We start from the raw sequence: 25,214 nt of genomic DNA, 5'->3' as shown, positions 1-25,214 counted from the left end.
CTGTTTATCTCTTTCAATATGTCCAAAGAACATTACCCGCGACATCAACTCCATCGCAGATTTACAAACTAAGAAGAATTTGGATCGAACACAATAGATACTTCAATTATTTTCGATCAAATTTTCAATAGCTGCCTCCATTTCTGAAGGGCTTTAAATATACGAGCAAATCTGATCCAGTGTCAATCAAAATCTGTTATTTTTTTTCTTTCACGACTCAATTTTACACCGCACTATCCCATCCACCTAATTTATAAGACCTTAGCCTTCACACCATTTATTCATCATATAATTTATACCCTTCCGGGTCTTCATCATACTCCTTAAACAGCCAAACCCCGGCGTATATAAGTGGAGTATCAAACAGAGCAAAGAAAAATTTGAAGAGATATGAGTTCAAAATGAGTATCCCCAGCGCGCCGACAGTTGTAATATTCTCCCCAAGATTTCCGGTTAGGTATAAAATTGAGAGTATTGCGGTGCTGTCCACGAGCTGACTCACCATTGTGGATCCGTTGTTTCGAACCCACAGATATTTTCCTTTTGTGACTCGTTTCCAAAAATGAAATAGTCTCACATCTACAGACTGTGCGATCAGGTAGGCAATCATACTCGATATTGTATTGGCTACTAAGAATTCATAAACCCCGTCAAACAACTCCAGGCCTCCGCTTACTCCATATGTATTTGGCAACCATTGTGCGGCAGTCATCAGCAAAAGCATATACAGGTTCAGAAAAAATCCGGCCCAGACCACACTTTGTGCTTTTTTTCTTCCATAAAGTTCGGAAATCAAATCGGTGGCGAGAAATGTAAATGGGTATGCTATCAACCCAACCGGTATACTCATTACATATATACTTCCGTCACGGACAATAGCCGGTGTTATACCACGTAACCAATCCGGCAGCTCAAATGAAAAGAGTGTGATAAACTTCGTTGTGCCGATTACGTTGCCAAGAACAAGTGAGGTTATAAAAACCCCGGCCAGTGATAAAAAAAGAAGATCTCTTTTATGAGGTGTAGGTTTCCTGAGGGATTTTAAAATCATCTGAACCTTTTATGAATACCTTTCTGTTATGGAGGTCAAATAAAACAATTCAACGATATGAATACGAAAACATCAAAAAAAATTCAGATTGCAAAAAACGGGGCGGATCTGTATCTGAAGAATACCCGTTTTACGATGACAAGCCTTGCAGCTGCTTCTGAAATAGAAGTCAATGAAATTTATGAGTACTTCCCGAACAGACGTTCCGTCCTGGAATTCTTTTATGAGTCTGTTATCATAGAGTATCGAGAAATCACAAAGAAAATAGATGGATACCAAAATTTCTCGCTTGCCGAAAAGCTAAGTAACCTGGCGTTAACGGTAATTGACCTGCTTGGTGAACACAAACAGTTTACTGCAAAAACTTATCGTCGCCTGATCGTATGTTCTTCAAGAACTCCCGAATATAACCGGGGCCTGAAAGATGAATTGCGATCCATCTACGAAAACGATGCGCGTCAATCTGCTGTTTCTTCAGCGCTTAATTCAAATCTCCTTTATAAAACCGGGGTTATGAATTTTCATATCCTGATCAATTTATGGCTGAATGATGAAAGTGAAGGCGACCAAAAAACAATGGAACTGGTCGATAAATGGACTGCATTTGTTGAAGAAATACATTATAACTGCATCATCGACCGCGGATTCGAACTGGCAAAGTTTGCTTTTTATAATCTCCCTTATCCCCGCTGCAATACCGGCACATCCAAAAAAGAGGCTAAATGAGTGATTTTCCATCATCGAAATACGATCGCGGTAAAATTTTCGCCAAAACCGGGCTGAAGGTTGGTTCTAATTATGCAAAGCATTACCTGAAATCACTGCGCGGCTCCAATAGTGAACAGAATTCACAGTTTTATAATCAAACCGCCCAGGAGATTTTAACAGAGTTCACTAAGCTCAGGGGCACTGCATTGAAAATTGCACAGTCACTCAGTATTGACCAGGGATTTTTGCCTGATGAGTTTGCGGAGGCGATGACACAGGCGCAATATTCTGTACCCCCTATCAACCGATCCCTCGTACGATCTATTATTAAGCGTGAACTTGGCAGCTACCCTGAAACACTATTCGCCTCTTTTGAAACCGAAGCATCAGCGGCAGCTTCTATAGGTCAGGTGCATCGTGCTACATTAAAAGACGGGCGGAAGGTTGCCGTAAAGATTCAGTATCCGGGTGTGCGGGATACCATCACAACAGATCTCGGCCTGGCAAAAACGTTGTTCAGGAGATTTATCAAGAATAGTGATGAACTTGATGAATACTTCCGGGAAATTGAATCCTCCCTGCGGCGGGAAACCGATTATATCGCGGAGGGAGAATCGATCAACCGGTTTCACGAACGATTTGCGGGGGAGAAGTTCGAAACTCCGCAGTGGGTTGAAGAGTACTCCACCGAACGCGTACTCACCATGACATTCATTGAAGGCAACCATTTGAATGAATTTCTAAAAACAGAGCCATCGCAAACAGAAAAAGATCGGTACGGGCAGCTTTTGTGGGATTTTTTCCATCAGCAAATACAGGAGTTTGATGAAATTCATGCCGATACACATCCCGGAAATTTTTTACTGACGCCTGACGGAAAGCTTGGAATCATCGATTTTGGCTGCGTAAAAACGTTTCCGCCTGATTTTTTCAAAAACTACCTGCTGCTGCTGCCAACGCACCTTGACCGGGATATTGATGCCATCATCAAACTGTACAAGGAACTTAGTGTGCTGAAAACTCATCCTGATGAAGATCCGAAAGAGAAACGGTATTTCGACTTTTGCATCAATTATGGGTATACATTTGCGATGCCTTACGAATCAGACAAGTTTGATTTTGGCGACCCGGAATATAAAGAGTTAATCCGCGGCTATACGAAAAATGCACCCATTGGAAACGAGGCTCGGGGAAATAAGCATTTTATCTACAGCACCCGGGTTCATCTTGGCCTGTATCATTTCCTAATGAAAATCGGTGCTCAAATTGACACACGCGAGTCACGGAACATCGTTGCTGATGCTATCAAAACGTTGTGAATTAAAAAAGCCCGCGGTTCTGTGAAGAAGCGGGCTTTTTCGAATTATAGCTTGTTCAAGTTCACTTTCAGAATCAGGCGTTTTCCTTGCTCTCTTCTTCGGCGAATGCATCAAAAACCATCAGCAGGTCTTTGGAGACTTCTTCGCGCGTTCTGCCTTCGATTCTGTGACGGGGTACCATCGCTTTAATTTCACCATTCACAAAATAGGCGAATGCCGGGGATGATGGCGGATATTCGCTAAAATATTCACGAGCCCGTTCAGTGGCTTCTTTATCCTGTCCGGCGAAAACCGTTACCAGGTGATCTGGTTTATTGCTTGTTTTTTCGAGTGCGATTTCCACACCGGGCCGGGCATTACCGGCGGCGCATCCGCACACGGAGTTGATGACCATAAGCATGGTGCCATCAGTGTACTCTTTCATTACTCGGTCTACATCTTCGGGGGTCTTCAGCTCCTCTACACCCAGTTTGGTGAGCTCTTCTCTCATCCAGGATGTATCAGGGCCTACTCCAAATCCAAATTGCATAATTGTATAGGTTTGATTGGTTTTATTCGTTTCAATGAATATACGGATAATTTAGTACTTTATTGAGCTATCGGATGAACCGATTTGAATTGAATATATCTCCAGAATTTATCGTTCCTGTCTTTATGAGTTCTATTAAACTGATATTATCTATAACCCTACTTCTTCTGTTTACAGCCTGTTCCGGCTCCCGGATGGTTACAACACATCAAACCGAAACGCAGATCACCGTGGATGGCTCTCTCAGTGACTGGAATATCGAACAGTCCGTCGTTGACCGTTCTGATGCCGCTCATTACTACGCAGCTTTTGATGATGAATATCTTTATTTGTTTGTGGATGTTCGCAGTGCTGCGCGAAACAGTGCCATGCGTCAGTCTGGTTTCATAATCTATTTGAGTGATAATCAAGAGAACCGGAAACGTGCCGGTATTGCCTTTCCATCCGGCACGTTCAACCTGTTGAGAGAAAATCCGGGTGTGTATAATTCTTTCATTAATGACGAAGAGTGGAGCCAGAATCCGCAAAACCGGGAGCTCCTTGAAGATCTGCAGGAAAATATTTTTGACCGAATTATGATTATTGAACAATCCGGTTCAGACAGAAACAGGGGGTTTATCAACAAAGATCAGCTGCAAGTAGACGGGATTGAAATTGCTTCAGATGACGGGCGCAGGCTTCTGGGAATCGAAATGCGGGTTCCGCTCAATGATGCCTCTTTGTTTAACTTATCCAGTGATGAGATTTGGCTGGGATTTGAGATTGATCCGCCGAATTTTAGAATCCGAAACGATCAGGATACAATGAATCAGCAACGGTATGGTGGTCAGCGCCGGCCCATGCAGCAACAACGCAGAAATAACCCGTCAAATATGCGTCATATGATGGGAGCTTACGAACAGTGGTTTCACCTTAATATTCCGGTACAAAATTAAAAAAGCGCCGCAGACATCTGCGGCGCTTTAAAAAATACTGAAAAACGCGATTACTTAGCGTCTTTATACAGTTCATTTACTTTTTCCCAATCCACCACATTCCAGAATGCAGAAATGTAATCAGGTCGCCTGTTCTGGTAATGCAGATAGTAGGCGTGTTCCCAAACATCAACACCGAGAATTGGCGTAAGCCCGTCCATCAAAGGACTGTCCTGGTTGGCTGTTGAGATTACTTTAAGATTGCCGGATGTATCAACGCATAACCATCCCCAGCCTGAACCAAACTGACCTGCGGCTGCAGAGCTGAACTTTTCCTTAAACTTATCAAAACTACCGAAGGTTGAATTGATAGCATCTGCAAGTTCACCGGTGGGTTTGCCTCCGCCGTTAGGCGAAAGAGTGGTCCAGAATAATTTATGGTTCGCATATCCTCCACCGTTGTTAATCACACCCTGACGGATATCTTCTGGCACTTCGTCAATCCGCTGCAGTACTTCTTCAATCGGCAGATCAGCAAATTCATGCCCTTCAAGAGCTGCATTCACTTTTTTAGTATATCCTGCGTGATGCTTTCCGTGGTGAATCTCCATGGTCTTCTTATCAATGTGCGGTTCGAGTGCATCATGTTTATAGGGTAAATCTGGAAGTTTGTAAGACATGTTCGTTTAATTTAGAAGTTAGCAGTTATTAAAATTCTGTAAGGCGTTATATTTCAACAGCTTAATATAACATTGTGTTGCTTACCCGTAAAATTGAATTTGCAGAAGATTTCGTTCCACAGTATCCACATTTTATTTCCTGAAACTATAGATGGGTTTAACGTGATAGAATCTTATTTTAAGGGCTACAGATCAATTTAAAAAAACAGATAATCATGACTTTCGATTACGACGTAATCATTTTGGGAAGCGGACCTGCCGGATTTTCCTGCGCCATGCAAAGTTCTAAATTTGACAAAAACGTTCTAATGGTTGAGGCCAGCGACGATCATTTAGGCGGCACATGGATTAACACAGGAACCGTTCCCAGCAAAGCTTTGCGTGAAGCTGCCAAATCTATCCAGAAATTTCACCGCCAATTCGGGGATGAAAGCGACAGAAAGCCGTACGAGCAATTTAAGATGAATGATCTTTTGCAGTACAAACGTACAATTCTGGACAGTAAAAATCAGAAGGTGAAAAATGATCTGATCAAAAATGAGATCGATACCGCCAGGGGCTGGGGCAAAGTAATAGACAAGAATACAGTGCAGGTCACGGATCACTTAAATAATGTGAAGACCTACACAACCAAAAACATACTCATCTCTACAGGCAGCAGTTTTGAAGCACCTGAGGCTTTTAGTGTTAATCACAGCAGTGTCCTCGATTTTGAGTCCGTTTTAAATCTGACACACATTCCCCGCCGTCTCGTAATTGTTGGTAATGGAATAATCAGTTTTGAATATGCCACCATTTTTTCGGCACTTGGTACGCGTGTAACGATATTGGCTGATCGTTCGGATATGCTCCCCTTTCTGGATGAAGAAATTGAAAAGGAAGTTCTTGGCATTCTTAAGAATAGCACAATTCAAATATTTTATGATGTAGAAGTTCAGCACGTAAGCAACAATAAACTGCGTACATGTACCGAGGTAGGTTTTAAATCAAAAGAACAGGGAAGCAGGCTGCAAGTCGTTGAAACCGAACACGTGTTGTTTGTGGGAAGTACGAAACCGAATGCACAAAATATTGGGCTTGAAGACAGCGGCGTAGAGCTGAGTGACGAAGGATTCATTAAAGTCGATAAATATTTCAACTCCTCTGTTGACTCCATTTTTGCTGCCGGTGATGTGATCGGGCTTCCGGCACAGGCGTCTGCATCCTTTGTGCAAGGGCGGCTTGCGGCATGCAGTATGTTCGACCAAAAAGCGCACGACCTTGACGGCTCCATTCCATATGCAATTTATTCCATCCCGGAAATATCATCGATCGGTTTAACCGAGAAAGATGCTGCCAAACAAGGTATCGATGTAACTGTAGGAAGAGCCTATTACAAAAACATTACCCAGGCAGATATCACCCATTCGGATGATGGTTTGCTCAAATTGGTCTTTAAAACAGATGACCTAACCCTTGTTGGAGTTCACATTGTTGGAGAGCAGGCCGCGGACTTAATTCATCTGGGGCAGAGCGTGATGTCGTTCGGCGGAAATATCCGCTACTTTATGGAGCACGTTATTAACTATCCTACTTATTCAGAAGCGTATCGGGTAGCTGCATTTAACGGAGTAAACAGAGTCTACAAAGCCGGGATTAAGTATAAAAACATTCTTGAACGCTCAGAAAACAACTAAGACCAAGCGCTTCAACTGCATTAGGACGCGGCCGACTTACCGCGTTCTTTTTACATAATGTATGGCCATCGGCAGCCCTTCAGAATCCTTTGGAGGGTCTTCCGGCAATGTTACGATTCGGTTTTCTTTGGAAAGCTTTGCAGCAAGCGCAAGGACCATAGCGTCAACAATATCGTCTTCGCCCACTTCATTTCTTCTGAACTCCTCTTTGATTTCCCTGAAGAAGTCCGCGGCAATCTCCTCGTGATCTGATACCAGGCTCAGCCGATGTCTCAACCCTTTTTTTGTCTGTTTTTTCTGATAGATCATTCCGCCGTTCAAATTCATAAACAGCAGCTCAGGGTGACTTTCGAGCACGGTTTCGGTCAGTTCTTTATTCTCTCTCAAAAAAGAATCAATTGTTCGGATTTTTGGTGTGATATTCCACGCCTGAACGGTTAGCTTTTTCTCCGTAAACTCATAACTCTGCATATTTGCCTCCACATAGGATGGCGAATGCAGAGCGGGACGGATTGGCGGGCTAAATACACTCGATGCATACTCAGCTCCTAATTCCTTCCGCAAAAGACGATCACATTCACGGGTATACTCTTCATCCTCCAGGCCAATCGGCATGTCGATGAAAATTCGGTCGAATGTTTGAAAGGCTTCCTGCAATTCATCGTCCGTTCGCAACACTTTATAATTGGGCTCTTCATCGAATGTGATGAGGATCCAGCCCGCTTTGCAGCCGTCTATTCCAGCAGTTTTCACGTGAATTTTGTTTTAATTTATTTCTCGGAGTTTAATATGAAGTTCGCGAAGCTGTTTTTCATCAACCTCACCGGGTGATTTATCCATTGTGCTCTGGGCTTTCTGGTTTTTTGGAAATGCAATCACATCCCGTAAACTGCCCGCACCGGCCATAATCATCACAACCCTGTCGAGACCGAGGGCGATGCCGCCGTGGGGTGGAGCGCCATAGGTGAATGCATCAAGCAAAAACCCAAACTTCTCCCGGGCTTCTTCTTCACCAATTCCAAGCAACCTGAACATTCTGTTTTGCAATTCTGAGTTGTGGATACGAATCGAGCCGCCGCCAATTTCACTTCCATTCAGTACAAGATCGTACGCCCTGGCATTCACTTCTTCGGGTGATTTTTCAAGTTTTTCGAGATCTTCCTCTTTTGGCGCAGTGAACGGGTGATGCAATGATACATACCGTTTCTCCTCTTTATCCCACTCCACAAGCGGAAAATCGGTAACCCAAAGGAAGTTATCCGCCGACTGATCGATCAGTTCAAGATCTCTACCCATCATAAGCCTCAAAATTCCCATCTGCTTATATACCTGTGGATTCGGCCCTGCGAGGATCAGCACTAAATCGCCATTTTCTGCGCCGGCTCGTTTTACCATCTCCTCAACTTTTTCTTCCGTTAAGAATTTGCCCACGCTGCAAAAATGTCCTTCATCCGATACTTTAATGTAGATGAGGCCTGCTGCGCCGGTTTCTCTTTTTACATCTTCGGTAAGCCTGTCGAGAGCCCCGCGCCCAAGATCTCCTTTCCCGGGCACACTGATGGAGACCACGCGTCCGCCTTTTTTCACGGTACTTTCAAATATTTTAAACCCGCAATCTTCCAGAAGGTCCGACAAGTTTTTAATCTTCAGTCCAAATCGCGTATCCGGTTTATCAGACCCGTACGTTTCAATCGCATCTTTGTACTGCATCCGGGGAAACGGTGTTTTGATCTCTTTGCCAAGATGGGTTTTCCAGATTTCTGCCATCAGTTCTTCATGCGTTTTGTAGATCTGTTCTTCATCTACAAACGTCATCTCCACGTCAACCTGGGTAAATTCCGGCTGCCGGTCTGCCCGCAGGTCTTCATCCCTGAAACACTTCACGATCTGGAAATAGCGGTCCATTCCGGAAACCATCAAAAGCTGTTTGTAGGTTTGCGGACTCTGGGGAAGAGCGAAAAATTTACCGGCATTCACGCGGCTGGGTACCAGGTAATCGCGCGCGCCTTCCGGTGTTGAGCGCATCAGTACCGGAGTTTCCACTTCAGCAAAATTGAGCTTGTGGTAAAACGACCGGATGGTATGATAAAGCTTTGATCTCAGCAGAAGATTTTGCTGAATTTCCGGTCGCCGAAGATCGAGATAGCGATATTTCAGCCGCGTCTCTTCATTGGTTGCGATGCCGTCTTTTATTTCAAACGGAGGCGTTTCGGCTTCGCTGTAAACATTCAGTTCCGACACTTCAATTTCAATCTCCCCGGTTGGCATTGCCGGGTTGATGGTTTCCTTATCCCGAAGAAGAACCTTCCCTTTTATCCCAATCACATATTCTGAGCGCAAATCTTCAGCGCTGCTATGTAGGTCATTATTAGACTCATCAAATACGATCTGAGTAATTCCGTATCGATCGCGGAGGTCAATAAAAATCACGCCTCCGAGATCTCTTCGCGAGGAAACCCAGCCATTTAATATTACCTCTTGATCTACATCTTTTTTCGTTAAATCACCACAGGTGTGAGTGCGAAGCCAGCTCATATAGTATTCAGTTACTTAAAAGATTATCGTCATTTTGTTTACAGAAGCGCTAAAATAAACAATATGTAAACCATTCGCCTATTCAATCCTCCAATTAATTTAACTAAGTGATTTGTATTGAACGGCAGCGACATCCTGTTTCAGGTTCATCCATTTTTTAATTATCATCTGATCAATAAAACCATCGGTTTATGTCTTTCTATTTTCTGATCCACCTGGTTGCAACGGCATTTATGACTGGCCTTATCTGGGTCATTCAACTACTTCACTACCCTCTCTTTGATCATATTGAGAAAAGTGATTTTACCCGTCAGATGGATCTGCACCGGTTGCGTATCTCTTTTATTGTGATTCCCGTGATGCTGGCTGAACTTTTCACCGGGCTTTATCTCCTCTTTACCGTGTTTTCCGGCAATTTTCTATTTATGATCAATATTCTGCTGATCGGACTGATCTGGCTGTCTACCTTCCTTCTTCAAATGCCGATTCATTTGAAACTTGCTGAAAGCCATAGTTCCGGACGCGTAAAAAAACTGGTTCAGTCCAACTGGGTGCGAACAGCACTTTGGACGATACGCCTGATTTTATTGATTTATCTCTCAATACAATTCTCATTATTCAACTCATTTTAAGTTCACTATTTACAATTTGAAAAATTAAATTATATTGACATGAGTAAACCTGTTGAGAGAACCGATGAAAAAAATTACCGTCCACATAGCAGATGGTTCTGAAATATCAAGAAGTGGAATGGTATGCCTGCTGGAAAAATCCAGGAAAATCGATAAGATTCACACCTACCCAACGGCTAATAAACTGCTCAAATCCTATTCATGCGGCACCGACAGTGTCTGCATAATTTCTTCCTCACTTTCCGACCTGAGCCTCAAAGACCTGATGAAAAAACTCCAGGAAATAAATCCATCACCTGCAGTAATTGTTGTTTCCGGCACTTCAGATATCGGCCATGTAAACCAGGCGCTGAATTGTGGTGTGAAGGGATACATCACACGACAGGTGACATCCAATGAACTTGAAAAAACGGTTTTAGCCGTTGCTGATGGCGAACAGGCTTTTAGCCGAAAAGTTACCAAAACGATTGTTACGCATTATGCGAACAAGAGGGATAAACCGGGAAAACCGATGGGCGATACAATCACCAAACGAGAACGGGAAGTTCTGTCGCTGATCGTACAGGGGCTGACAAGCGCTGAGATTGCGAAGCGGCTTTACATTAGTCCCCGGACGGTGGAGACACACCGCTCAAATCTTATGCAAAAACTTGGAATCAAAAATACTGCGGGCCTGGTCAGGTATGCTCTTCAGGAAGGTGAAGATTTATAAGAAAGTATTCACTTCTGATTTCTTCACGTCTTCGGATGAGTTGTTGGGTTTAGATATTAATCAAACCGGTTATGCACTGGATGATGTAAAGACAGGGCAATTCACCGGTTGAAGCGAATTCATTCGGTGAAGATTCTCACCCGATATAACTGTCCTTTAATGCACCACTACGTATTTTTACGTACTTAAATTACGAGACTTTACTTATTGCAGTAGGTGTATTCAACAAGTATGTTATAAGTGCAAATGGGGTAATAGCCGTCTGTAGATGATATTTAGCAGTTCTTCTTGATCGGAGAGCTGCTAATTTTTTATGGGCCTACACCTTTTGTTTATACTCACCTGTTCTCTCATCTTTCGAAAAACCCGCTTCTTCCAGGTATGCATTGTGTTTTTCGCTCCCGGGTGGTGTAACGATTTCCTTCACCCCTTTCTCTCTCATGTAGTTTAACTGGTCACGATACACATATTCGGCAATTTTGAAATCGCGATAGCTGGGAGATACAAAATCCAGGTCCATTTTCAATGTGCCATTTTGTAAAGTACCTGCAAGCACGCCGGCCGGAACCATATCCCGCAGTACAAAAAATGAAAAATTCCAGTCTGCCTGTTTACCCCGGAAGCCTGGCTGAAACTTTTTGATTTCTTTTTTATAGAACGATAAAAATTCATTCAAATATTCACTTTCTGTTCCAACACTCAGGATTTTGAAATACTCCTGTCCGCGAAATATCTTCGACAGGTAATAGATATTAATCAGAACGATAAACCCGTTCATTGCAGCAACCGGGATAGAACTGATTAAAATTCCGTAAAGGGAAAATGTAGCTGCACCAACCAGATTCACAATTCTGAGCTGAACAATTTTGCTCATCATCAGTGAGATGGCTACCAGAACGGACGCCACATAACCGATGATTTCATAAATAATGTTTGCTTCCATAATTAATAGTTGCTTCGGGAATTAAAAAAAGATCGCGGGGATGCCGCGATCTTTGTAGTGTAGAATAAATGTTTAAGTAGTATACATCCTGCAATCAGTCACCCTTCCGCAAATTATATTGAAAGGGTTTCTTAATTACACTCTTTGAAAAAATTTCGATCAAGGTATCACCGCCTGATCAGGTATTCCTTCGGCGGGGTTTTTCCTGCCAGGTGTTCTACAAAGTAGTCCCACGTCTTGCGGATGTTATACGGCTCGCTTGCGTAACCGTGTCCGCGGTTCGGCATTACAATCAGGTCGAAATCTTTATTGTGGCGAATCAGCTCATCAACAAACAAAAGCGTCATGCCGGGATGTACGTTCGTATCCATCGAACCGTAGGTGATTAACAGCTTGCCTTCAAGGTTCTCCGCCTGAAGCTGGATTGCCGACTGTTCGTAATTATCGCCGCCGTTTTCCTCTTCAAGAAGACCCTGGTACTTTTCCCCCCAATAGTAGGTGTAACCCCGGTTATCGTGGTTTCCAGCGCCGGATACTCCAACTTTAAAAAATTCCGGATGCATGGTCAGCGCCGCGGCAGTTGCAAATCCGCCGCCAGAATGGCCGTAAATACCTGCTCTTTCGATATCGATGAAGCTGTACTCTTCAGCGAGCTGACGCATCGCGGCTATCTGGTCAGGTAGTCCGTTATCAACCATATCACCGGCGTAGGCTGTATGAAATTCACGAGAGCGGATCGGGCTGCTGCCAAGTGCATCAATCGCCACCACTACAAATCCGAGTTCGGCCAGAGCCTGTGCCTGTCCCCTTCGAGTCGGAGAGAAATGCCGGCTGCCAACACTGCCCGCCTGCGGTCCCGGGTAGATCGCATTAATGATCGGGTACGATTTATTTTCATCAAAATCGGTGGGCAGAATCATAATTCCGTAGATATCGGTCTCGCCATCCCTCGCTTTGGCACGAATCGGAACCGGTTTCTTCCACCCCGTGGCGAGAAGATCTTCGATATCAGCTTCTTCGATGGTCATCAGCTCGTTGCCATCAGCATCACGCAGCACTGTTTTTTGCGGCGTTTCAAAATCACTGAATGTATTCACAATGTATGAGTGATCGGGGCTCAGCGAAACGGAGTGATGCGCCTCAACCGGAGTTAGCAGTTCCATTCCCGACCCATCGAAATTAATTCTATAGAGATATTCGTGATATGGATCGCGATCCTCTTCAACCGCTACAGCCGTGAAATGAATCGTCCGGTTCTCTTCGTCGACATGCAGTATATCCACCACATTCCAGTCTCCGCCGGTAATCCTGTTTTTCAGCTCGCCGGATTGCAGATCGTGCAGGTAGAGATGCCCCCAGTTATCACTCCGGTTGAACCAGATAAATTCGCTGCTATCGTGCAGAACGCGCCAGTTCGGAAAACCGCGAGAGGTCAGGTTGGATTCAAAAAAGATCTCATCCCGGTCTTCAAATATCTCGGTCACTTCACCCGATTCCGGATCCGCAACACGCAGTTTCACATCTTTGTAGTCGCGCGAAGTTGAAACAAAGGCCAGATGTTCGCCGTCTGCACTCCATTCGATATCGGTCCACTGCCCGCCGCGTATCAGTCCGCAGCAGTTGGAGGCCCGCTGATGGTCGGGTTCCACATTAAGCCACACTTTTTCCTGTGATTCAACATCCAAAACTACGCGCTCGAGCATGGGAACCACCGTATCACCCGGCAATGCGTATGGCCAGATATCGGCTTCGGGGCGGCCAACCATTGTTTTCCAGAGTGTCATCATTCCCACATCGCGCTCATCCAGACGAAACGTGGCGATTTTTCTGGAGTCGGGTGACCAGGTGAGTATCGGACGATCAGACCGGGACCATCCGTGATTATTTGTACCAAAACTATGATGCTCCACACCCTCAGTCGTAAGCTGTATGTCATCGCCGGTTTCCAGATTGCGCACCCACAAGTTATACTCTTTTTGATAGGCAGCCCATTTTCCGTCGGGTGATGTAACCGACATCGGGGCAGAATATCGTTCCTCACTGCTTACATCACAGTTATACGTCTGAAGGGAGCAGCTCCAGGTATCTCCCCTGAATTGAAAAATCAGTGCACTGAAGTCGTCCTCGAAATCGAGACCAGTAATCCGCAGGTCATACGGATCGATCGATAGATCTGTGATATCAGACATTGAAGCAGCGAGCCGTTCGTGATCAAATGCCTGCTCTTTGCTTTGGCCGGAAGCGTTGATTAAGCGAAATTCCACACCACGGCGGGTATTTGTCCGGTACCAAAAATGGTGATTGTCAACCCAGTTTGGTGACACAGAACTGTTGAACACTTTATCTGATAGGTTCCAGCTGAGCATCTGTTCTGCCCGTTCATAATCTGCATCACTCAGGGCATCCTGCGCATGAGCTTTTTCAAACGGAAGCATGAGTGATAGAATGAGAACGATAAAAAGGAAGAGTTGTCGGTGATCTGTCATACGGTGTTTAGTTTGTTATTGAATCAGGCAAAATGTATTGAAAATTAAGATCATCTGACAATCAATAGTTTTCGCGAATATGCTGAAGAACCGTATTCATTTCTGTGCGCAGAACATTGTTGCTCACTACATAGTTATTGTTGTGAAAACTGAAAATTAACCGGCGACCGCTGTCTGTAAAAAGATATCCGCTCAGGCTTGTGCTGTTTCGAAGTGTCCCCGTTTTTGCGTAGACAAATGGCGGCCGGCCTTCCGGTGCGCGGTACCATCCGCTGAGTGTTCCGCTGACCCCGCCGGCCGGAAAATAAGACAATGCATCATCATGCCCCACCATCTGGTAAAGGTTTTCGAGCAAAATTGCAGTGGTGTATGGAGTGATCAGGTTGTATCGAGTGAGCCCGGATCCATCAGACCACCGGGGCCGCTGCGGCAGGTCGTTCATGAATGAATTTAATGAAAATTGTATGGCTCGTGACGTATTCATTGTGCCAAATTCCCTGTCAGAAATCATCAGCATCAGCTGCTCTGCGATCAGGTTATCACTCATCAGCATCATGCGTTCGTAAAGTGGTTTTGCCGGGGTCGTGTAAAGAGTTGAATCATACTCTGCCTCTATATTATCTGCCAGAAGCACATCACGCCCGAGTGTATCAGCAAGCAGTCCGGCAATGAGTTCGCGGTCATAAATAAATGGTATATTTCTGACCTGACGTGCGGTGTCTGATTTCGGTGCATAGTAAATTGTGTTGCTGTTTCTGTCGCGCTTCACAAGTTCGAGCTGATCCCCGTCCCACCCCATGTTTTCGATATATTTTTCAAAGTAAGCCGGTTCAATGGACTGTTCTTCGTTCAGCATTACCAGGGCGACCTGCTGGGCATGCAGACGCATCATGTTTCCGTAAATTGGGAACGGACTTTTCTCGGGAGCGTACGCCTGCGGGTACCAATCCCACGGCCACCCTTCGCCAAAATGTTCATCTCTGAAATGGCTGTCGTCGTATACCAGAACTTCTTCCCTGTTTTTCAAAAAGTCATACACTTTGTAATAGTCGAAATAAGGACTTAAAAATGAGGGGTCACCGGTGCCGCGAAAGTAGAGTGTATCATTCCGAACCGTATAGCGGAGGGAAGCGAGGGTATCAGGGAGCGCCTGAAGAGCGGCATAGAGCGTAAGAATTTTTGTGTTTGATGCCGGCGTGAAATAGCGTTCTGCGTCTCTGTTGTGGAGGATGGATTCTGATTCAGGATCATACAGAACAAAGCCGGTTATACTCTCAGAAAAGACGTCAGATTTTGTAAATATTTTTTCAAGCCCGTTACGCTCTTCCTCATCCAAACCGGGGCTGCGATCCATTGCAGGCTCGGTAGTTTTACACGATAAAAGCGTAATTGAAAATAGAATAAGAATGAATGAACCTGCAATTTTTTGAGTCATTTTAATATTGATCATTACTCCACCTGTTGGTAAAAAAGCTTAGAAATTAATACCTAAAGTGATATTATCGGCAAATATTGAAATTTGATTATTTCTTATCATAATTTCTTTTTCAACAATTCTTCACTGGGTACGGGAATACCGAAAATATTTTTAATCCCCCCAGAACCTTATCTGCCGGATCGGGATTGCATTCAACATTAAAGCCATTAACGCACCCAATAAGGTACTGATGCAGTGCCAAAAATCTTTCCAATTGACCATAGATTTTTTGGGGCACATTTGATAATGTTAGCATAACATTCAACAGATGGTAATCATTAAACTGTAACAGTTTGAGCTGCTTCACTAATCATTCATTAATTCTTACCTGTTCCGTTTAATTTACCATCGTAACCTAATCAAAAGTATTATTATGATACGAACGCTCCAGAAAACGTTTTTGCTCAATCCTGGTGATTCCTCCCGATTTACGAGGAATGGCGTGGTTTGCAAAAAAATTAATCGAACTTTAGTTAGCTGCATGAGTATGCTACTCCTGTTTACATTGATTGTAACAGGTAGTGCAATTGCTCAAACCGGATCTGTATCAGGTATTGTTACAGATCGTAGTTCAGGAGATCCCCTGCCCGGATCAAATGTTTTTATTGAAGAACTCGGACTGGGTGCATCCGCAGATGTGGACGGGCAATATTCTATATCTGATATCCCTGTTGGAACGTACCAAATCAGTGCAAACTTTATTGGTTACACTGCTTTGGAGCGAACCATAGAAATTCAGTCTGGTGTGGACACCGAAATGGATTTTAATCTCCGGGCAGATGTACTCGGACTTGATCAGGTTGTTGTAACAGCCAGAGGCGCCAGTTCAGCCCGTCGCGAAATCGGATCATCCATTTCCAGTATTTCTACCGAAGAATTGGCTGAAGCCCCCATCCAAAATATGTCTCAAATGCTCCAGGGGCGAGTTGCCGGTGCGAGAGTTCAGCTTGGCGGTGGTAAGTCAGGCCAGGGAAGCACAATAGTACTTAGAGGAGCCGCCAGTATTTCACAAAGTAACGAACCGATCATTTATGTAGACGGTGTTCGGATTGATAACGAACGATCAAGTGGAATCGGCACTACTACAGCAGGTGTAAGCTGGTCAGGTCTCGATGATATCAACCCGGAAGATATTGAGCGAATGGAAGTGATCCGGGGAGCTTCAGCAGCAACGTTATATGGTTCAGAAGCATCAGCTGGTGTAATCCAGATTTTTACAAAAAGGGGGATCGACGGAACACCACAATTCACCTACCGCAATCAGGTTGGCATGTTAAACACACCACCCAGCTGGTGGCAGGTATCTGAATACAGCGACTGGTTTTATGATGAGATGGTTCAAACCGGAACGATGACCACACACAACCTATCTGTCAGAGGCGGAGTGAATAATGTGCGATATTATGCTTCCGGTAGTTTCAGAAATGAAACTGGTATTCTGCCTGAAAGTGGTGAAGATTATCTTGGTTTCAGGTTGAATCTGGATTTTGACCCTCGTGATGATCTCGATATCAGTTTGAATACATCCTTTTCAGATCGTTCGGTTCAACACGTACCAGATGCCAATAACACCCGTGGATACACGATTAACGGACTCGTGGGCGGGCCACAAGGTCAGTTTGGAACTCCAACTCGCGACCACACAGCTATCCAAACGTTCCAGGATGGAAACCGGTTTAACACTTCCCTCCAAATGAACCACAACCCGGCAGGAAATTTCAGCCACAGAGTAACCCTGGGGTACGAAAGCCGAAATGAAGATCAGACACAGTTCTTTCCTTTTGGAGCCATCAATAATCTCATCAACGGCTTTAAAAGCAACTATCGAAGAAATGTTACCAACTTCAATGTTGATTATGTTGCAACTCTACGGTTTCAACCAACAGAATGGCTGAGAACCACTACATCCGGCGGATTCCAGTATTTCGACAGAGACGTTGGATCCAATTCTGCTATCGGTAATGATTTCCCAATGGTTGGATTGTCAACTGTTAGTGCCACTGTTGATCAAAGTGCGGCAGAGTCGAGATTTAAAGAGCGTTCAGCTGGCTTTTTTGTAGAGCAGCAGTTTGGATTCAATGAGCGCCTGTATGTAACTCTCGGGGCACGGGCTGATGGTCACAGCGCTTTCGGTGATGATGTTGATTATGTTTTATATCCAAAAATTGATGCATCCTACATCATTTCAGAAAGCTCTTTCTGGAATGAGAATTGGGGAACACTTCGATTGCGCGGTGCGTATGGAACTGCCGGTCAGCAACCTGGTGCTTTTTCAGCTGTCCGAACGTGGTCTCCGGTATCCGCTGTAGGAGCCCAACCTGCTGTAACACCTGATAACCTTGGAAACCCCGATCTGAAAGCTGAAGTGTCTCACGAATACGAAATCGGGTTCGATGCAAGTGTTTTGAATGACAGGCTCAATATTGATTTCAACTATTTTTATCAACGCACCGAAGATGCACTGTACCAGTTCAGATATCCTCCATCACAGGGATTCATCTCCACGCAGCTTGAAAATGTTGGTGAGATTAAGAATCAGGGAATTGAACTTTCTCTAAACGGGGTAATTATCGATCGCGGCGATTTCCGCTGGAACGGACTGGTAAATTACAGCACAAATGAGAATGAAGTGATTTCTCTTGGTGATGGTGCCCCTGTACAGGTTCAATGGCGTCAATTTATCCAGGAAGGGTACTCCGTGGGAAGCTTCTTTGGCGACCGTTATATCACGGTTGATGGGCAGACGGATCTCGCAAGCAACCTTCTCGATACTTCAGAGGAAGGATGGGACTACATCGGCCCGGCTTTACCTACCCGAACAGCACAAATTGGAAGTACGTTTGATATCCGGAATTTCAACGTAAAAGTTCTTTTCGATCACCAAAGTGGCGGTTACCTGCAGAGCAGTACCCTTCGATGGTTATGGGACCCACGGCGAGATATTTCTGATGGACAAGGCGTGGCAACTCCAGGCCCTGTTGCAATCGCCTGCCGGGAGCCTGCAAATGAAGTTATAAATATGAACTGCCAGAGAAATTCCGACCTTACTCAGGGTGATTTTGTGTTTCCATCAGATTTCTGGAAACTCAGAGAGCTATCCGTTACCTACAGAGTTCCGTCAGACCTTGTTAGCCGTGCCGGACTCAGGAATGCCGCTTTAACATTTTCAGGTCGAAATCTCTGGAGATCACAGGAGTATGAAGGGCTCGAAGCCGAAGCAAACTATCGTGGAGATCTTTCAGATTCAGCAATCCGAAAGCAGATCTTTTTTGATACGCCGATACCGCGTCAATTTATTGTTGGCATAAACATTGGCTTCTAAACCAAGATTCTCTGAAAGAACTTCAAATCTTAAAAAATTGATTACTATGATTTCCAAAAAATGTAAAGAAGATTTCCAGTCCCCTCTTCGCAATTGGATGACGGGAGCAGCAACACTATTGCTATCTGCAATAATTTTTACTGGATGCGATCTGGGAGTTGAAAATCCCGGCCAAATTGATGATACCGATCTCGATACCCCCGGAGCTGTTACTCCACTGGTTAACGGTGTAAAAGGCGATTTTGGGTATGCAGCCACAATCCCGGGCGGAGGTGGTTTATACACTTCTACTGCCGTTCTTACAGATGAACTCGTTCATGTGGGAACATGGCAGCCGATCAGGCTTGCCAGTGACGGTATAACAATAAACTCAGAACCGGAAAACCAGAGCCGCTGGGGATATGCAGCAAGAGCCCGTTGGGTTGCCGAAGATGCTATCCGGAGAATTGGCAATATTGTGGATGATCCGCAAAACAACGCTGATGTTGGAATGGTTACGCTCTATGCAGGCTTCTCAAATCGTCTGAAAGGAGATACTTTCTGCGATGCAGTTGTTGACGGAGGCCCGATGCAAGAACACACCGCGTTTTCGCAACGAGCCGTTGATTTCTTTACGGATGCAATTGCAATTGCAAATAATGTGGGTGACGGTGAAATGCTTACAGCTGCGTATGGAGGCCGGGCTCAGGCACATGTGATGCTGGGCAACTGGGGTGAAGCACTGAATGATGCAGATATGGTCCCCACTGATTTCAGTTTTGACCAGGTTCACTCTGATAATGCATCACGCGAACATAACGGTGTGCACAACTGGGCTACCCGGGGAGATAACGGTCAGCAAATGTCAGTTTGGGGTACACCTTTTGCTGAATGGGGAACCGAGGTAAATGGTGAATATGCATCTGAAGAAGATCCACGCGTTACTTTCGAGATTCAGTTTACATCTGAAGGTGATGTAGCTACAGGCGGCGATAATGTCCGTCCGCTTTGGTATTCCGGAAAATTCGATTCCCGGAACTCACCTATCCCTATCGTGAAAGGAACAGAGATGAGACTCATCGAGGCGGAAGCTGCTCTTGTTCAAAACCAGGATGTTGATGAAGCGGTATCAAAAATCAATGAAGTCAGAGCTCTTCATGGACTCGATCCGCATGATGCTTCAGATTATAACCTCGATGGAGCCTGGGAACTTCTCATGAAAGAGAAGGGGATTGAACTCTGGCTGGAAGGACGCCGAATTGCCGACCTTCGCAGATGGACAAATACTCCCGGTTCCGTACCCTTTGAAGTGATCCGCGGTGATGACGATAACCCGGTTAACGTTTTGAATGTCGAGCGAATGTGTCTCGAAGTTAGTTCAAACGAAATCAACTCAAACCCGAACATTAACTAAAACTACTGTTCAGGTTTCAACTGATATCAAGCCACGCCGAAACGGCGTGGCTTTTTTTTTGGATTATATTTTTTGAAAGTACCCGGCGAAGCCTACATTTACTCAGTAAATTTCACTCCCAATGCTCCTTAAATAAATACGTGTTATGCACATTGATCACATCGGTATTGCTGTTAAAGATCTTCAACAGGCGATTGACACCTACAAAAAAATTCTGAACCGCCCGTGTTTAAAAACTGAAACTGTAGAAAGTGAAAAAGTGGAGACCGCTTTTTTTCAAACCGGTGAATCGAAAGTAGAACTTCTCGGCCCTACAGATTCATCCTCTGTGATCCAGAAGTTCATCGATAAAAAAGGGGAAGGAATTCATCACGTTGCGTTTGAAGTTGAGGATATCAAGCAGGAGATAAAGCGTCTCGCAGGTGAAGGATTTACGATCTTAAATGAGCAGCCGAAACCGGGAGCAGACAATAAACTTGTGGCATTTCTTCATCCAAAAGATAACCACGGCGTATTGGTTGAACTTTGCCAGACCCGCTCTGCAAACGAGGGATGAAAGTCCTTGTAGTTCCCCTTATCTTCCGGCCAACAGATTCTTTAATTTACTCTTGAAACAATGCAGGACGGTGCCCGATTTTTCGCTTATGTTACCTGGGTGGTGATGGTCTCCCTGGCCATTATTCTCGCAGGAAATCCATTTTTATCATACGTTGCCGATCCGGGGTGGATAGGTTTGGTTGCGCTGCTTGCATTTGGGTTCGTCTACCTGAATCTGGCTTACGCAGCGATAAAACGGTACATCCGTAAAGTACCCGAACCTACCAACAAACATTATCTCCTCGCGCTGTTCATCTTCCTGCCCGCTGCAATCTGGATCTATGCCATCAGTGAATCTGCAGGAGGATCGGAACTAATTCTAATCGTTATACTGGCGTTTTCCTGTGGTCTTGGCGCATTTTACGGCAACCGTGCAGGCATTAAAGCCCGTTATGAATATATACAGAAACTTAAAGCACGTCAGGCTGAACAGAATCAGTAGAGCCCAGCCATGCCGTTTTAGCCTCTTTTATTTCAATTTTGGAAGAGAGAACTTTTTCAAGGAGCGTTCGCTTTCTCATCGCTCCCCAAATTTCGAGCTGCGGATCGGTTTCGGTGTGAAGTTCTATCAACACTCTCTTCTTTTTTCTCTCGATTTTCAGATCACGCACATTTTGAAAATGGCTGCGATCAAGCCCATCTGCTACACGTAAAAGAGCTGATAGTTTTTTCACTCTTTTTCGTTCATCTTCCGGTAGCTGTTTGTAAAACAGGTGCCTCATCTTTGGTGTAGATCGCCGGTGATACCGGGCCACATTTGCCATGACCTCGACTTCCATCTCCTTAAACCCAAGCAATTCAGAATGGCGGATGATGTACAGCGCATGTTTATGATGCTTTCTATGGGAGATATAATAACCGATATCATGCATAAAAGCGGCATACCGAAGCAACTCCCTGTCGGTATCCGTCAGTTCAAGTTCGTCCCGGATTTCATCAAACAGTTTTACCGCAATTTTTGCAACATGCCTGGAGTGTTCCTCGTGCCAGTCGTAGCGGTTTACGAGTTCCATTACACTTCTGAGACGCGGATCGCTGAATAGTGCCAGATCTTTCAGATCATCCATCTCCCGCCTGATATAGCGCAGTATAATTCCTTCCCTCAATGCCTGAGACGAGATCTTCACTCGTTTAATCCCGAAAGAAGTCAGGATATAACGAACCAGGATGAGTCCCGGGGCGATAAGGTCGATCCGTTTGTCATCCAGTTCAGACAATTCAGAGCGCTGTTTTCTGTCCATGCCGATTAACTCATCATAAAGTGATAAAAACTGTTCACGGCTGAATTCGAGTTCATTCACCGACAGGCTTGACGACATCTTTTCTCTTCGGGCGATCATCAAACCGATATTTTCAAGCGTTCCGGATGAGCCTACCATCATTTCCGCGCGATGCGTGGCAAACGCCTGTGCCACATCCCGAAGCTGTTCCTCGTAGTATGATTCGAGACTCGAAATTTCCTTTTGGCTGATCGGATCGCTGTCTACAAACTTATCGGTCATGCGGGCAATCCCAATCTTTTTGCTGGCGAGATGATAAAACTTCAGCTTATCCCCAATGATAAACTCAACACTCCCGCCGCCGATATCCACCATCAAAACCGGCTTGATGGGCAGTTTGATTCCATGCTGAACAGCCAGCCCGATCAGTTCCGCTTCCACTCTTCCCGGAATGGCATTGATTTTAATGCCGAGTTCATCAATCGCCCGCTGGATCAGCTCACCGCCATTTTCCGCTTCACGAATAGCGCTGGTTGCGTATGCAAGAACGTGTTCAGCATTTTGATGGTCACTCAACGTTTTAATTTTTCGCAGAGCGCTCATCGCACGCTCCATCGCCGCATCAGACAGCCGGTTTGCAAAGCCTTTTTCAGCCAGCAAAACCATCTCTTTTAGTTTATCTACCGTCTGAAAGCTTCCATCAGGAAAAACATCTACAATTACTGCGTGAAATGAGTTGGTTCCCAGGTCGATTGCTGCAATTCGGCGAACCGGCTGGCGAAATGTTATTTCAGGCATTGTAGATGCGGATTGAATTTAAATTTTTGAAATGTATCCAAAGCTCATAATAAATAAACTAATAGAAGAACCGGTTTCCAATTTAATATGAATGATTCTCACATTTTCCTCATCTTATTCCTTTATTAAACCGAAATATTAAATCCGATCTGTGTCTGACTCCCAAGAGTTCTATTTGCCCGAATTTGATTCCGCACCGTGGTGTATGAACGGCCATATGCATACCATTTTTGCATCCCTCCTGTTTCAGCCCGCTTTTGTTGATTTTAAGCGACACCTCGTTCCAACACCCGATGGTGATCATCTGAACCTGGACTTGGTTGAACATGAGAACGGCTCACCGGTTACGATTATACTGCACGGACTGGAGGGATCATCAAACCGCTTTTATGTGCGTAACCTGGCGAATCACCTTCATGTGAACGGACATACTGTTGCAGCGCTTAATTTCAGGAGTTGTGGCGGTAAAATGAATAAAAAACGCAGATTTTATCACTCCGGCGAATATGAGGATCTCAACACTGTCACGAACTGGCTCCGTGAAAAATATCCCGAATCGCCGATTCTTGCTGCAGGATTTTCACTGGGCGGAAGTGTACTTCTGAACTACCTCAGGCATCATGCAACAAACAACCAGATTTCAGGTTTTGCTGCAGTTTCCGTACCGTATGATCTGTACCGGGGTTCACTAAATCTGCAAAAAGGATTTAACCGATTATATGATTACCAATTTTTAAGAACTCTTAAACAGAAACTTCATCAAAAACGAGAATCCTTTTCTGATCTCCCAACATTTAGCGGCAGAACCGTTTTTGATTTTGATGACCAGGTCACAGCCCCAATCCACGGATTTGAGGATGCACGTGACTATTACCAACAGTGTTCCAGCGCCTATTTTATGGATGAGATTAAAACCTGGGGCCTGCTCATTCACAGCCGGGAAGATCCGCTCTGTCCGTTTGATTTCACCCCGGAAGATGTCATCAATCAAAATCCTAAGCTTACAACATCATTCCCGGAACGGGGCGGCCATGTGGGGTTCTGGAGCCTTCCGCCCGGCTGGGTTGAGCTGACGATCGGAACCTACTTCCGGCAGTTGCTGAGCTGAATAACAACTAAAAAATTCTCTCTATGCTTCCGTATCTTTACAGAACTGAATGAGGAGATGTTCTGTTTATTTGAGTCAACGAAACAAGCAGTTGGTATTCAAAAACACAAGAAAAAACATATTTTATGGTAGCAATTATCGGCGCCGGACCCATCGGTCTGGCAACATCCATCGCTTTAAAAAATCGCGGTATCCCCTCCTTCCTCATCGACCGGGGCTGCCTGGTGAATTCTATTTACAATTACCCCGTAAATATGACCTTTTTCTCCACGTCTGACCGGCTTGAAATTGGAAATATTCCCTTTATTTCTCACGGACCAAAACCAACCCGGAAAGAGGCACTTGAATACTACCGCCGCGCAGCCGAACACTATGATCTTGATGTAAGGCTTTATGAGTCGGTCGACACTGTAAAAGGTGAAGATGGCGACTTCACTATCATAACGGATAAAGGGTCTTATTCAGCAGATAAAGTGGTTGTGGCTACCGGGTTTTACGGACAGGAAAATAAAATGGGGGTGCCTGGCGAAGACCTGGAGAAAGTCCTTCACTATTATGATGAACCGCACCGCTATGCGTGGCAAAATGTATTGGTTGTCGGCGGGGGAAACTCAGCCGTGGATGCCGCTCTTGAAACCTACCGCTCGGGAGCAGATGTTTCAATTCTGGTTCGGAATGATTCTCTGAAAGATTCCATCAAATACTGGGTAAAACCGGATATCGAAAACCGGATTAAGGAAGAATCCATCATTGGATATTTTAATTCCGAAGTGCTGGAAATCCGGGAAAAAGAGGTGGATATCAAAACACCAGACGGTAAAAAAACGCTAAAGAATGATTTTGTGCTGGCGATGACCGGTTACCGGCCGCATTACGGATTGATGGAATCTCTTGAGATTGAGTTGACCGATGATGATGTGAAAATGCCGGTCTACAGAGAAGAGAGCCTGGAAACCAATCGGCCCGGAATGTACGTGGCCGGAGTTGTCTGCGGCGGGATGGACACCAGCCGTTTGTTTATCGAAAATACCCGGGTTCATGCAGATCAGATTGCAAAAGATATCGAACAAAAACTTGGCTGATCAGTGAAAAAGGAGGGCTCTATTCTATTTTG

The 25,214-nt window shown here is 44.8% G+C and carries 21 protein-coding genes; 12 read left to right on the top strand and 9 right to left on the bottom strand.

The genetic code is table 11. The annotated features are described in order from the left end of the window. Positions 1-277: 277 nt before the first annotated feature. On the bottom strand, positions 278-1,051 hold the full coding sequence (locus DYD21_RS18615; protein ID WP_147303647.1) for a queuosine precursor transporter: 774 nt from the start codon (positions 1,049-1,051) through the stop codon (positions 278-280). A gap of 57 nt (positions 1,052-1,108) precedes the next feature. Here DYD21_RS18615 and DYD21_RS18610 point away from each other — a divergent pair, with 57 nt between their 5' ends. Further along, a complete protein-coding gene (locus tag DYD21_RS18610; RefSeq protein WP_116038514.1) occupies positions 1,109-1,777 on the top strand; it encodes a hypothetical protein in 669 nt (222 codons plus the stop codon). Continuing rightward, positions 1,774-3,078: an AarF/ABC1/UbiB kinase family protein gene (locus tag DYD21_RS18605; protein WP_116038513.1), complete on the top strand. Its 1,305-nt coding sequence runs from the start codon at positions 1,774-1,776 to the stop codon at positions 3,076-3,078. The genes DYD21_RS18610 and DYD21_RS18605 overlap by 4 nt, the downstream gene beginning before the upstream one ends. 73 nt (positions 3,079-3,151) lie before the next feature. On the opposite strand, the gene DYD21_RS18600 is transcribed toward DYD21_RS18605, so the two are convergent. Next, entirely contained in the window at positions 3,152-3,607 is a 456-nt protein-coding gene (locus DYD21_RS18600; RefSeq protein WP_116038512.1) for a BrxA/BrxB family bacilliredoxin, read from the bottom strand. Between the two features lie 125 nt (positions 3,608-3,732). Here DYD21_RS18600 and DYD21_RS18595 point away from each other — a divergent pair, with 125 nt between their 5' ends. Further along, complete coding sequence (locus tag DYD21_RS18595; RefSeq protein ID WP_147303646.1) at positions 3,733-4,542, top strand: hypothetical protein; 810 nt, start codon at positions 3,733-3,735, stop codon at positions 4,540-4,542. A gap of 50 nt (positions 4,543-4,592) precedes the next feature. Here the strand turns inward: DYD21_RS18595 and DYD21_RS18590 are convergent, their stop codons facing one another. Beyond that, entirely contained in the window at positions 4,593-5,201 is a 609-nt protein-coding gene (locus tag DYD21_RS18590; protein ID WP_116038510.1) for a superoxide dismutase, read from the bottom strand. Positions 5,202-5,416: 215 nt separating this feature from the next. Between DYD21_RS18590 and sthA the strand changes: the two genes are divergently transcribed. Beyond that, positions 5,417-6,877, top strand: coding sequence for a Si-specific NAD(P)(+) transhydrogenase (sthA, locus tag DYD21_RS18585; RefSeq protein WP_116038509.1), 1,461 nt, complete (start codon positions 5,417-5,419; stop codon positions 6,875-6,877). Positions 6,878-6,913: 36 nt separating this feature from the next. Here the strand turns inward: sthA and DYD21_RS18580 are convergent, their stop codons facing one another. Together DYD21_RS18580 and aspS are read right to left on the bottom strand one after the other, a co-directional pair. After that, positions 6,914-7,630 carry a DUF429 domain-containing protein gene (locus tag DYD21_RS18580; RefSeq protein WP_116038508.1) on the bottom strand — a complete coding sequence of 239 codons (717 nt, stop codon included), beginning with the start codon at positions 7,628-7,630 and terminating at the stop codon, positions 6,914-6,916. Between the two features lie 12 nt (positions 7,631-7,642). Continuing rightward, complete coding sequence (aspS, locus tag DYD21_RS18575) at positions 7,643-9,412, bottom strand: aspartate--tRNA ligase (RefSeq protein ID WP_116038507.1); 1,770 nt, start codon at positions 9,410-9,412, stop codon at positions 7,643-7,645. Between the two features lie 191 nt (positions 9,413-9,603). Between aspS and DYD21_RS18570 the strand changes: the two genes are divergently transcribed. Continuing rightward, complete coding sequence (locus DYD21_RS18570; protein ID WP_116038506.1) at positions 9,604-10,044, top strand: hypothetical protein; 441 nt, start codon at positions 9,604-9,606, stop codon at positions 10,042-10,044. 64 nt (positions 10,045-10,108) lie between these two features. After that, a complete protein-coding gene (locus DYD21_RS18565) occupies positions 10,109-10,756 on the top strand; it encodes a response regulator transcription factor (RefSeq protein ID WP_116038505.1) in 648 nt (215 codons plus the stop codon). A 319-nt stretch (positions 10,757-11,075) separates the two neighbouring features. Here the strand turns inward: DYD21_RS18565 and DYD21_RS18560 are convergent, their stop codons facing one another. The 3 genes from DYD21_RS18560 to DYD21_RS18550 form a co-directional block, all read right to left on the bottom strand. Continuing rightward, a complete protein-coding gene (locus DYD21_RS18560) occupies positions 11,076-11,699 on the bottom strand; it encodes a hypothetical protein (protein WP_116038504.1) in 624 nt (207 codons plus the stop codon). Between the two features lie 167 nt (positions 11,700-11,866). Then, positions 11,867-14,185 carry a DPP IV N-terminal domain-containing protein gene (locus DYD21_RS18555; protein ID WP_116038503.1) on the bottom strand — a complete coding sequence of 773 codons (2,319 nt, stop codon included), beginning with the start codon at positions 14,183-14,185 and terminating at the stop codon, positions 11,867-11,869. A gap of 61 nt (positions 14,186-14,246) precedes the next feature. Then, entirely contained in the window at positions 14,247-15,635 is a 1,389-nt protein-coding gene (locus tag DYD21_RS18550; RefSeq protein WP_116038502.1) for a D-alanyl-D-alanine carboxypeptidase/D-alanyl-D-alanine-endopeptidase, read from the bottom strand. Between the two features lie 508 nt (positions 15,636-16,143). Between DYD21_RS18550 and DYD21_RS18540 the strand changes: the two genes are divergently transcribed. The 4 genes from DYD21_RS18540 (at position 16,144) to DYD21_RS18525 (ending at position 21,416) form a co-directional block, all read left to right on the top strand. Further along, a complete protein-coding gene (locus DYD21_RS18540) occupies positions 16,144-18,984 on the top strand; it encodes a TonB-dependent receptor domain-containing protein (RefSeq protein ID WP_158607370.1) in 2,841 nt (946 codons plus the stop codon). A gap of 46 nt (positions 18,985-19,030) precedes the next feature. Continuing rightward, positions 19,031-20,377 (top strand): RagB/SusD family nutrient uptake outer membrane protein, encoded by a 1,347-nt coding sequence (locus DYD21_RS18535; RefSeq protein WP_116038499.1) that lies wholly within the window; start codon positions 19,031-19,033, stop codon positions 20,375-20,377. Between the two features lie 145 nt (positions 20,378-20,522). Next, positions 20,523-20,933, top strand: coding sequence for a methylmalonyl-CoA epimerase (mce, locus tag DYD21_RS18530; protein WP_116038498.1), 411 nt, complete (start codon positions 20,523-20,525; stop codon positions 20,931-20,933). Between the two features lie 60 nt (positions 20,934-20,993). Beyond that, positions 20,994-21,416 (top strand): hypothetical protein, encoded by a 423-nt coding sequence (locus DYD21_RS18525; protein WP_116038497.1) that lies wholly within the window; start codon positions 20,994-20,996, stop codon positions 21,414-21,416. Here DYD21_RS18525 and DYD21_RS18520 read toward each other — a convergent pair. Beyond that, on the bottom strand, positions 21,385-22,992 hold the full coding sequence (locus DYD21_RS18520; RefSeq protein WP_116038496.1) for a Ppx/GppA phosphatase family protein: 1,608 nt from the start codon (positions 22,990-22,992) through the stop codon (positions 21,385-21,387). The two genes, DYD21_RS18525 and DYD21_RS18520, sit on opposite strands and share 32 nt — an antisense overlap. 151 nt (positions 22,993-23,143) lie before the next feature. Between DYD21_RS18520 and DYD21_RS18515 the strand changes: the two genes are divergently transcribed. Beyond that, on the top strand, positions 23,144-24,100 hold the full coding sequence (locus DYD21_RS18515) for a YheT family hydrolase (protein ID WP_147303645.1): 957 nt from the start codon (positions 23,144-23,146) through the stop codon (positions 24,098-24,100). A 125-nt stretch (positions 24,101-24,225) separates the two neighbouring features. Continuing rightward, complete coding sequence (locus DYD21_RS18510) at positions 24,226-25,182, top strand: YpdA family putative bacillithiol disulfide reductase (protein ID WP_116038494.1); 957 nt, start codon at positions 24,226-24,228, stop codon at positions 25,180-25,182. The last annotated feature ends 32 nt before the right edge of the window (positions 25,183-25,214 follow it).

Origin of the sequence: Rhodohalobacter sp. SW132 (assembly GCF_003390325.1) — a bacterium.
GTDB lineage: Bacteria > Bacteroidota > Rhodothermia > Balneolales > Balneolaceae > SW132.
Note: the sequence above shows the minus strand (reverse complement) of the source record. Positions and strands in the feature narration are given on the sequence as shown.